This window comes from Phenylobacterium sp. (assembly GCF_036821595.1).
Lineage (GTDB): Bacteria > Pseudomonadota > Alphaproteobacteria > Caulobacterales > Caulobacteraceae > Phenylobacterium.
On record NZ_DAISJG010000010.1, the window covers coordinates 92,925 to 103,130 of the forward strand.

8 protein-coding genes, 1 tRNA gene and 2 rRNA genes are annotated in these 10,206 nt (G+C 69.4%); 5 read left to right on the forward strand and 6 right to left on the reverse strand.

What is annotated here, in order from left to right; all coding sequences use genetic code 11:
• Positions 1 to 89: 89 nt before the first annotated feature.
• From guaD to V7Z97_RS07855, 3 genes are read left to right on the forward strand one after another with little or no spacing between them, the layout of a single operon-like run.
• The gene (guaD, locus tag V7Z97_RS07845; RefSeq protein ID WP_334162580.1) at positions 90 to 1,403 is read left to right on the forward strand and encodes a guanine deaminase; all 1,314 of its coding nucleotides are present in this window, start codon (positions 90 to 92) and stop codon (positions 1,401 to 1,403) included.
• Positions 1,404 to 1,406: 3 nt separating this feature from the next.
• On the forward strand, positions 1,407 to 2,420 hold the full coding sequence (locus V7Z97_RS07850) for an adenosine deaminase (protein WP_334162581.1): 1,014 nt from the start codon (positions 1,407 to 1,409) through the stop codon (positions 2,418 to 2,420).
• A 1-nt stretch (position 2,421) separates the two neighbouring features.
• On the forward strand, positions 2,422 to 3,741 hold the full coding sequence (locus V7Z97_RS07855; RefSeq protein WP_334162582.1) for an NCS2 family permease: 1,320 nt from the start codon (positions 2,422 to 2,424) through the stop codon (positions 3,739 to 3,741).
• A 64-nt stretch (positions 3,742 to 3,805) separates the two neighbouring features.
• Here the strand turns inward: V7Z97_RS07855 and V7Z97_RS07860 are convergent, their stop codons facing one another.
• Together V7Z97_RS07860 and V7Z97_RS07865 are read right to left on the reverse strand one after the other, a co-directional pair.
• The gene (locus V7Z97_RS07860; RefSeq protein ID WP_334162583.1) at positions 3,806 to 5,056 is read right to left on the reverse strand and encodes an acetyl-CoA C-acetyltransferase; all 1,251 of its coding nucleotides are present in this window, start codon (positions 5,054 to 5,056) and stop codon (positions 3,806 to 3,808) included.
• Positions 5,057 to 5,076: 20 nt separating this feature from the next.
• Positions 5,077 to 6,285, reverse strand: coding sequence for an acyl-CoA dehydrogenase family protein (locus tag V7Z97_RS07865; RefSeq protein ID WP_334162584.1), 1,209 nt, complete (start codon positions 6,283 to 6,285; stop codon positions 5,077 to 5,079).
• A 145-nt stretch (positions 6,286 to 6,430) separates the two neighbouring features.
• Between V7Z97_RS07865 and V7Z97_RS07870 the strand changes: the two genes are divergently transcribed.
• Both V7Z97_RS07870 and V7Z97_RS07875 read left to right on the forward strand, forming a co-directional pair.
• Complete coding sequence (locus V7Z97_RS07870; RefSeq protein ID WP_334162586.1) at positions 6,431 to 7,222, forward strand: SDR family NAD(P)-dependent oxidoreductase; 792 nt, start codon at positions 6,431 to 6,433, stop codon at positions 7,220 to 7,222.
• A 9-nt stretch (positions 7,223 to 7,231) separates the two neighbouring features.
• Entirely contained in the window at positions 7,232 to 8,086 is an 855-nt protein-coding gene (locus V7Z97_RS07875; protein WP_334162588.1) for an SDR family NAD(P)-dependent oxidoreductase, read from the forward strand.
• On the opposite strand, the gene V7Z97_RS07880 is transcribed toward V7Z97_RS07875, so the two are convergent.
• From V7Z97_RS07880 to V7Z97_RS07895, 4 genes are all read right to left on the reverse strand, one after another.
• The gene (locus V7Z97_RS07880) at positions 8,083 to 8,823 is read right to left on the reverse strand and encodes an SDR family NAD(P)-dependent oxidoreductase (protein ID WP_334162589.1); all 741 of its coding nucleotides are present in this window, start codon (positions 8,821 to 8,823) and stop codon (positions 8,083 to 8,085) included. The two genes, V7Z97_RS07875 and V7Z97_RS07880, sit on opposite strands and share 4 nt — an antisense overlap.
• 108 nt (positions 8,824 to 8,931) lie before the next feature.
• Positions 8,932 to 9,008, reverse strand: a tRNA-Met gene (locus tag V7Z97_RS07885).
• A 60-nt stretch (positions 9,009 to 9,068) separates the two neighbouring features.
• Positions 9,069 to 9,183: ribosomal RNA gene (gene rrf, locus V7Z97_RS07890) — 5S ribosomal RNA — on the reverse strand.
• Positions 9,184 to 9,253: 70 nt separating this feature from the next.
• Positions 9,254 to 10,206 (reverse strand): 23S ribosomal RNA (locus V7Z97_RS07895); the annotation flags it as partial.

Genomic DNA, 10,206 nt, shown 5'->3' on the forward strand with positions numbered 1-10,206 from the left:
CGCTCCCGAGTTGGCAAGAAATCCTGAACGCCGGTCGGCGGACCGGCCCGGCCGTTGCCTTTCGCCGCGCGCATGCGCATCACGCTCGGGTGAGCAATCTCCAGGCCTTCCGCGCGAGCCTCCTGCACATGCTGGACGACCCGTCCGTCGCCGGCGAGGCGGTGGTCGCCTGGCACGAGGACGGCCTGCTGCTCGTCGAAGACGGCCACGTCGCCGCCTCCGGGGCGTGGGACGACCTCGCCGACGGCCTGCCCGAGGGCACGCCGGTCGAGGCCCTGCCCGGCCGGATCATCGCCCCCGGCTTCATCGACGCCCACATCCACTACCCGCAGACCGACGTGGTCGCCGCCTGGGGCGCGCGCCTGCTGGACTGGCTGGCCTCCCACACCTTCCCGGTGGAGCAGGCCTTCGAGGACCGGGCCCACGCCGACGCCGCCGCGGCCTTCTTCCTGGACGAGCTGCTGCGCAACGGCACCACCAGCGCCCTGGTGTTCGGCACGGTCCACCGTACCTCCGTGGACGCCCTCTTCGAGGCGGCGCTGGCCCGCAACATGCGGCTGATCGGCGGCAAGGTGCTGATGGACCGCCACGCCCCGCCGGCGCTCTGCGACACGGTGGAGACCGGCCGGGCGGACTCCGAGGCCCTGATCCGCGCCTGGCGCGGCCGCGGCCGGCTGGGCTATGCGGTGACGCCCCGGTTCGCGGTCACCTCGTCCGACGCCCAGCTCGCCATGGCCGGCGAACTCGCCGCCGCCCACCCGGACATCCTCGTCCACACCCACATGAGCGAGAACCTCGAGGAGATCGCCACCGTCCAGGGCCTGTTCCCGGAGCACGGCAGCTATCTCGGCGTCTACGACCGCTTCGGCCTCGTCACCCCGCGCTCGGTCTTCGCCCACTGCGTCCACACCGAGGCCGCCGACCTCCGCCGCCTCGCCGCGGCCGGCGCCTCGGCGGCCTTCTGCCCGTCCTCGAACCTGATGCTGGGCTCCGGCCTCTTCTCCCTGAACCAGGCCTGCGCCTGCGGCGCCCGCGTGGCGCTCGGGACCGACATCGGCGCCGGCGCCAGCTTCTCCCTGCTCCACGTCATGGGCGAGGCCTACAAGGTCGGCCAGTTGCAGCACGAGGCCCTGGACCCGCTGCACGCCTTCTATCTCGCCACCCTGGCCGGCGCCCGGGCGCTGCGGATCGACCACCGCGTCGGCAATCTGACGCCTGGCAAGGAGGCCGACTTCGTGGTCCTCGACCCTTCGGCCACGCCCCTGCTCGCCCGGCGGGCCGGCGCGGCGCGGTCGCTGCGCGACAAGCTCTTCGCCCTGTCCATCCTCGGCGACGACCGGGTGATCGAGCGCACCTACCTCATGGGCCGGCTGGCGCACGCCCGCGATGGCGGTAAGGATTAGGCCATGAGCGATCTTTCCGCCTTCATCCGCGGCCTGCCGAAGGCCGAGCTCCACCTGCACATCGAGGGCAGCCTCGAACCCGAGCTGATGTTCGAACTGGCCCGGCGCAACCGGATCGCCCTGCCCTTCGGGTCGGTGGAGGAGGTGCGCGCGGCCTACGCCTTCTCCAACCTCCAGGACTTCCTCGACATCTACTACCAGGGCGCCCGGGTCCTGCTGACGGAAGAGGACTTCAGGGACCTGGCGCTCGCCTACTTCCGCCGCGTCGCCGCCGACGGTTGCCGCCACGTCGAACTGTTCTTCGATCCCCAGACCCACACCGACCGGGGCGTCCCCTTCGCCGTCGTCGCCGACGGCCTGCTGGCCGGCATGGCGCAGGCGGAACGCGACCTCGGGATCACCTCGAAGCTGATCCTCTGCTACCTGCGCCACCTGCCCGAGGAGGCCGCCTTCGAGACCCTGAGGCAGGCCGAGCCCTACCTCGACCGGATCGCCGGGGTCGGCCTGGATTCCTCCGAGGTCGGCCACCCGCCGTCGAAGTTCGCCCGCGTGTTCCAGGCCTCCCGCGAGCGCGGGCTGAAGCTCGTCGCCCACGCCGGCGAGGAAGGCCCGCCCCAGTACGTGTGGGAGGCGCTCGACCTCCTGCACGTGGACCGCATCGACCACGGCAACCGCAGCCTGGAGGATCCCAGGCTCGTCGAGCGCCTGGTCCGCGAGGGCATGACGCTCACCGTCTGCCCGCTGTCCAACCTCAAGCTCTGCGTCGTGGACGACCTGGCCGCCCATCCGCTGAAGCGGATGCTGGCGCTGGGCCTCCACGCCACGATCAACTCCGACGACCCGGCCTATTTCGGCGGCTATCTCGGCGAGAACTGGCTGCAGGCCGCCGGCGCGGTGGGCCTGACCCGCGACGAACTCGTCACCCTGGCGAGGAACAGCTTCACCGGCGCCTTCCTGGAGCCCGACGAGAAGCAGCGCCACCTCGCCGCGCTCGACGCCTACGTGGCGCAGGCCTGAGGTGCTGGAGCGCCTCTTCCAGCTCTCCGAGCGCGGCACGACCGTCCGCACCGAGGTGCTCGCCGGCCTCACCACCTTCCTGACCATGGCCTACATCGTGCTGGTCAACCCGGCGATCCTGGGCCAGGCCGACATGCCGGTGGCGGGCGTCGCGGCGGCGACCTGCCTGGCCGCCGCCGTCGGCTGCTTCCTCATGGGGCTGCTGGCCAACTACCCCATCGCGCTGGCGCCCGGCATGGGGCTCAACGCCTACTTCGCCTTCACCGTCGTCGGCGCCATGGGCGTGCCCTGGCAGACGGCGCTCGGACTGGTGTTCATCTCCGGCGTCGCCTTCCTGGTGCTTACCTTCGCGGGCGTGCGCCAGCTCATCGTCAACGCCATCCCGCGCAGCCTGTTCGCCGCCATCGCCGCCGGCATCGGCCTGTTCATCGCCTTCATCGGCCTGCGCAGCGCCGGCATCGTCACCGCCAATCCGGGCACCCTCGTGGGCCTGGGCGACATCAGGAGCCCGACCGCCCTGCTCGCCATCCTGGGCCTCGTCATCGTCGCCGCCCTGCAGGTGCTGAAGGTGCGCGGCGGCATACTGATCGGCATCGTCGTGACCGCCCTGCTCGGCTGGGCGCTCGGCCTCGCCCAGTGGAACCCGCAGCCCTACAGCGTCGAGGCCATGACCTCGACGGCCTTCCAGCTCGACATCCCCGCGGCCCTCGGGATCGGCGGCCACGGCTTCGGCCTCGCCCTGCTGGAGATCCTGTTCGTCTTCCTGTTCGTCGACCTGTTCGACAACGTCGGCACCCTGGTCGCCGTCTCCAAGCGCGCCGGCCTGATGGCGCCCGACGGCTCGATTCCGCGCCTGAACCGCATCCTCGTGGCCGACGCCAGCGCCACCGTCGTGGGCTCGCTCGCCGGCACCAGCACCGTGGTCAGCTACATCGAGAGCGCCTCCGGCGTCTCGGTCGGCGGCCGCACAGGCCTGACCGCCGTCGTGGTCGGCCTCCTGTTCCTCGCCACCCTGTTCGTGGCGCCGTGGGCCCAGCTCGTGCCCGCCGCCGCCACCGCCCCGGCCCTGATCCTGGTCGGCGCGATGATGATGGCCCCGCTCGCGGAGATCGACTGGGAGGACCCCGTCGTCGGCGTCCCCGCCTTCCTGACCCTCGTCACCATCCCGCTGACCTTCTCCATCGCCAATGGCCTGGCCTTCGGCGTGCTGGCCTACGCGGCGCTCAAGCTGGTCGCCCGCCGCACGACGCCGGGCGACTGGCTGCTCTATGCGCTGGCCGCCCTGTTCCTCGCCCGCTTCGCCTACATGTCGGCCGGCTAGGCCCATACGAAAACGGCCCCCGCTTGCGCGAGGGCCGCTTCGTTTCAGATGCCTGTCTCTCGGGTCAGACGCGCTCGATGATGATCGCAGGCGCCATGCCGCCGGCGGCGCACATGGTGACCAGTCCGCGCTTCAGGTCGCGGCGCTCGAGCTCGTCGAGGATCGTGCCGATCAGGATCGAGCCGGTGGCGCCGATCGGGTGGCCGAGCGCCATGGCCCCGCCGTTGACGTTGACCTTCTCCCGGTCGAGTTCGAGGTCGCGGATGAACTTCTCGGCCACCACGGCGAAGGCCTCGTTGATCTCCCACAGGTCGATGTCGTCGGGGGTCAGGCCGGCCTTCTTCAGCACCTTCTTCGCCGCCGGCACCGGTGCGTTCAGCATCAGGGTCGGGCTGTCGCCGACGTTGGCGGTGGCGACGATGCGGGCCCGGGCCTTCAGGCCGTGCGTCTTCGCGTACTCCGGCGAGGCCAGCAGCACGGCCGCCGCGCCGTCGACGACGCCGGACGAATTGCCCGCGTGGTGGAAGTGCCGGATCTCCAGGTCCGGATAGACCTGGTTGATGAGCCCGGCGAGCGTCATCCCCTGTTCGTTCAGCGGCGCACGGGCCATGGCCTCGAACGAGGGCTTCAGCGCCGCCAGCCCTTCCAGCGTCGTCTGCGGCCGCGGGAACTCCTCGCGGTCCAGCGCCACCGAGCCGTCCTCGCGGTAGACGGCGACCAGCGAGCGGTCGAAGCGGCCCTCCCGGATCGCCTTGTCGGCGCGCTGCTGGCTCACATAGGCGAGCTCGTCCAGCGCCTCGCGGGAGATGCCCTCCATGGTCGCGATGGCGTCGGCGCAGACGCCCTGGTGCGACTGCGGATGCTTGGCGCGCAGCCGGGTGTTGCCGCTGTCGATCAGCGCCGGGCCGCCGTCGGGGCCCTGCATGCTGGCGGTGGCCGCGGTGTAGCTCATCATCTCGGTGCCGCCGGCGATCACCAGGTCTTCCATGCCCGACATGATCTGCGCCGCGGCGAGGTTCACCGCCGTGATGCCCGAGCCGCAGAACCGGTCCAGCGTCACGCCCGAGGCGCGGGTGTCGTAGCCGGCGTCCAGGGCCGCCATCCGGCCCAGGTCGCCGCCCTGCTTGCCGCGCTGGGACGAGGTGCCCCAGATGATGTCGTCCACCTCTGCGGTGTTGAGGTTGTTTCGCTGGGCGAGCGCCGCCAGGACGGTGGCCCCCAGGTGCTGCGGGTGGTGCTCGGCGAGCGCCCCCTTGCCGACCTTGCCGATGCCGCGGGGCGTGCGGCAGGCGTCGATGATCAGGGCTTCGGACATGATGCTTCCTTCGATGACGCTCAGGCGGACTGGGTGCTGTCGGGCAGCCCCAGGATCCGCTTGGAGATGATGTTGTTCTGGATCTCGGACGAGCCGCCGTAGATCGACATGGCCTTGCCCCACAGCCAGCTGCGGACGGCCTCGACCTCCTCGGCGGAGAAGGCGTCGCCCTCCCAGCCCAGGCCCTGGTGGCCCATGATCTCGAGCAGCAGTTCGGCGCGGGTCTGGGCGACGCTGGTGGCGGAGTTCTTCAGCACCGAGGCGGCGTTGGTCGCCCCGTTGCCCTTCGATTCCGCCATCGCCCGGGCCAGCGTCAGGTTGTGCGCGCGGGCGTCCATCAGATGCCGGTTGATGCGGACCCGCAGTTCGCCGTCGGCGATGCGGCCCCGCTCGTCCACGCCCACATAGCGCTTGGCGATGTCCTCAATCGCCGCGGCCCGGCCGCCGCCGGAGGCCTGGGTCTGGCTCGCGCGCTCATGTTGCAGCAGGCGCTTGCCGACCGTCCAGCCCTCGTTGAGCTTGCCCAGCACCGCGTCCTTCGGGGCCACGGCGTCGGTGAAGAAGGTCTCGCAGAACGGCGAGGCCCCGCTGATCAGCGAGATCGGCCGCGGCTCGATTCCGGGCTGGTGCATGTCGATCAGCATGAAGGTGATGCCCTCGTGCTTCTTCGCCGAAGGATCGGTCCGCACGAGCGCGCCGCACCAGTCGGACCACTGGGCCCCGCTGGTCCAGGTCTTCTGGCCGTTGATCTTCCAGTGGTCGCCGGCGTCCTCGCAGCGCATCTGCAGGCTGGCGAGGTCGGAGCCGGCGTTGGGCTCCGAGTACCCGACGCACCAGCGCACGTCGCCGCGCACGATCGGCGGGATGTGCTTCTTCTTCTGCTCCTCGGTGCCGTAGTCGAGGATGGTGGGGCCGATCATCGTCACGCCCATGCCGAAGGTCAGCGGGTTGAACGCCCCGGCCCGGCCCATCTCCTGCTGCAGCACGCGCGCCTGGGCGGTGGACAGGCCGCCGCCGCCGTACTCGGTCGGCCAGGTGGGCGTGCCCCAGCCCTTGGCCCCGATCCGCTCCTTCCAGAGCGCCAGGTCGCCGGTGGGCTTCAGCCCTTCCATCATCGCCATGGCGAGGCCCGCCTGGCCCTTCAGGCTCTTGGGGAAGTTCTCGTCGAGCCAGGCGCGGGCCTCCGCCCGGAACCCCTCCAGCTCCACGTCGCCGCCGAAATCCGCCATTCGGTCTCTCCGTCCGGTCTCTCAAATCAGAACTGGGGCCACCATAACCCGATGTCGGGGCGCCGTTAGGGCGCCCTCCCGCCCTAGGGGAAGGCCGCGCGGATGCTATGCCGCAGGCCAAGGTCTTAGGAGGAGGAACCGCCAGATGAAACTCGACAGCTCCGTCGCCGCCGTGGTCACCGGCGGCGCGTCCGGTCTGGGCCGAGCCACCGCCGCCGCCCTGCGCGACCTCGGCGTGAAGGTGGCGATCTTCGACCTCAACCGCGAGAACGGCGCGAAGACCGCCGAGGCGATCGGCGCCCTCTTCTGCGAGGTCAACGTCATGGACGAGGCCTCCGTCGACGCGGGCTTCGCCAAGGCCCGCGCGGCCCACGGCCAGGAGCGCGTCCTGGTGAACTGCGCCGGCGGCGGCCGCGGCGGCAAGACCATCGCCCGCGACAGGCAGACCGGCGAGATAAAGCCGTTCAACGTCGCCGACTTCGAGTGGGTGCTCGGCCTGAACACCGTCGGCACCTTCCGCTGCATCGTGAAGAGCGCGGCGGGCATGGCGACCCTGGAGCCCAACGTCGACGGGGAGCGCGGGGCCATCGTCAACACCGGCTCGGTGGCCGCCGAGGAGGGCCAGGTGGGCCAGGTCGCCTATTCCGCGGCCAAGGCGGCGATCAAGGGCATGACCCTGACCATCGCGCGCGACCTCTCCAGCGAAGGCATCCGGATCAACACCATCCTGCCGGGCATCATGGCGACGCCGCCGATGCTGGGCGTGAAGGACCGCGCCCCGCAGATCTTCGAGGGCCTGACCCGCTCCGTGCCCTTCCCCCGGCGCCTCGGCCATCCGGAGGAATACGCCGACCTGGCGCTCACCATGCTGCGCAACGGCTATTTCAACGGCGAGACCGTGCGATTGGACGGCGCGATCCGCATGCCGCCGCGCTAGTCTGCGGCCATGAGCACGCCTCTCCTTCCTCCCTTCGCCGACGGCGGCGCCGCCGTCGTCACCGGCGCGGCCAGCGGCATCGGCCTGGCCGCCGCCCGCCGGTTCGCCGCCATGGGCATGCCCGTCGTGCTCGCCGACCTCTCCGGCGAGAAGCTGCGCGCCGCCGAGACCTCGATCCGCGAGGCGGGCGGCCGCGTCGCCGCCGTGCCCACCGACGTGGCCAAGGCCTCCGACCTGCAGCGGCTGCGGGACCTCACCCTCCAGCACTTCGGTCACGTGGGCGTGCTGATGAACAACGCCGGCGTGGGCCTGAACCCCGGCGGGACCTGGCAGAACCTCGACGCCTGGCGCAGCCTCATGGAGGTGAACCTGTGGGGCGTCATCAACGGGGTGCAGGCCTTCCTGCCGGCCATGGTGGACGCCCGCCGCCCGGCCTTCGTGATCAACACCGGCTCCAAGCAGGGCGTCACCACCCCGCCCGGCAACGCCGCCTACAACGTCTCCAAGGCCGCCCTGAAGGCCTACACCGAGGCCCTGCAGCACGAGCTGCGCAACACCGCGGAGTGCCCGATCAGCGCCCACCTGCTGATCCCCGGCTTCACCTTCACCGGCATCACCGGGGCGAAGCAGAAGCCGCCGGCCGCCTGGACCGCCGACCAGGTGGTCGACTTCATGCTGGAGAGCCTGGGGCGCGGCGACTTCTACATCCTGTGCCCCGACAACGACGTCGACCGGGCGACGGACGAGAAACGGATGGCCTGGTCCATGGGCGACCTGATCGAGAACCGCCCGGCCCTGTCGCGCTGGCACCCGGACTGGAAGGCCCGCTTCGAGGCCTTCATGGCCGGCCGGCCCTCCGGCTAGGCGCCGCCGTCCACCCGCACGATCGCGCCCGTGGTGAAGGACGACATGGGACTGGCCAGGTAGAGGGCGGTGGTCACCACCTCCTCCGGCCGGCCGGGACGGCCCAGCGCATTGTCCGCCCGCTCCCGCGCCTGCGGGCTCCAGGCCTTGGAGATGTCGGTGAGGAACGGCCCGGCCGAGATGGTGTTGACCCGGACCTCCGGCCCGTACTCGCGCGCCATGGAGACGGTCATGGCGTTCAGCGCCGCCTTGGCGCCGGAATAGGGCACCACGCCCGGCAGCGGCATCAGCGCGCCTGACGACGAGACGTTGATGATCACCCCGCCGCCGGCCTGCTTCATCCGGTGCGCCACCTGGCTCGCGAGCCGGAACGGCCCCTTGAAGTTCAGGCCCACGACGCTGTCGAACAGCTGCTCGGTGACTTCGTGGCTCGGCACGGCGGGGGACATTCCGGCATTGTTCACCAGGATGTCGATGCGGCCGAACCCGGCGTAGGCGGCCTCGATCAGCGCGTCGATCTGGTCCCATTTGGCCGCGTGGACGGAGACCGCCAGCGCCCGGCGGCCCAGGCCACGGATCTCCTCGGCGACCGCTTCGCAGGCCTCCAGCTTACGGCTCGCCACCACCACATCCGCGCCGGCCCGCGCGAAGGCGCGGACCATCTCGAGCCCCAGCCCCCGGCTGCCGCCGGTGACCAGAGCCACCTTCCCGCTGAGATCGAAGAGCCCGGCGTCCATGCGCCCATCATGGCCGCAACGCCCGCGTTGGAAAGCCTGACGCCGCGGCGCCCGCCGCCGCGCACATACGAAAACGGCCCCCGCAAGCGCGAGGGCCGTGTTCGATCTTGGGTGCGGGGACAGGATTTGAACCTGTGACCTTCAGGTTATGAGCCTGACGAGCTACCGGGCTGCTCCACCCCGCGGCAAAGCCGGTACTTGGATGATCGTGATTGAAGGGTTTGGACCACACATCCGTTTGGTAGACCTGGCGGCGACCTACTCTCCCGCGCCTTAAGACGAAGTACCATCGGCCCAGAGGGGCTTAACGACCGAGTTCGGAATGGGATCGGGTGGGGACCCCCCGGCATAGCCACCAGGTCAACGAAACGGATGTGGTGAAGACATCGTCTGGAAAGCTCAAATCAGAGCTTCATGAGTTTTGATAAGAACGATCAAGCCGATCGAGCGATTAGTACCAGTAAGCTCCATGCCTCGCGGCACTTCCACACCTGGCCTATCAACGTGGTGGTCTACCACGGCTCTCAGCGAAGCCTTGTTTTGAGGTTAGTTTCCCGCTTAGATGCTTTCAGCGGTTATCTATTCCACACTTAGCTACCCTGCTGCGCGGCTGGCGCCACGACAGGTCCACCAGAGGTGTGTCCATCCCGGTCCTCTCGTACTAGGGACAGATCCTCTCAAGCTTCGTACACCCACGGCAGATAGGGACCAAACTGTCTCACGACGTTCTGAACCCAGCTCACGTACCACTTTAATCGGCGAACAGCCGAACCCTTGGGACCTGCTCCAGCCCCAGGATGTGATGAGCCGACATCGAGGTGCCAAACTTTGCCGTCGCTGTGGACGCTTGGGCAAAATCAGCCTGTTATCCCTAGAGTACCTTTTATCCGTTGAGCGATGGCCCTTCCACGCAGAACCACCGGATCACTATGGCCGACTTTCGTCTCTGATCGACTTGTCAGTCTCTCAGTCAGGCGGGCTTATGCCATTGCACTCGACGAGCGATTTCCGACCGCTCTGAGCCCACCATCGCGCGCCTCCGTTACACTTTGGGAGGCGACCGCCCCAGTCAAACTGCCCGCCACGCCATGTCCCGGACCCGGATAACGGGCCGCGGTTAGACGTCAGCAACAACAAGGGTGGTATTTCAAGGATGGCTCCACCGAAGCTGGCGCCCCGGTTTCATAGCCTCCCACCTATCCTACACATGTTGCTGCTAACGCCAAGGCGAAGCTGCAGTAAAGGTTCATAGGGTCTTTCCGTCTGACCGCGGGAACCCCGCATCTTCACGGGGAATTCAATTTCGCTGAGCCTATGCTGGAGACAGTGGGGAAGTCGTTACGCCATTCGTGCAGGTCGGAACTTACCCGACAAGGAATTTCG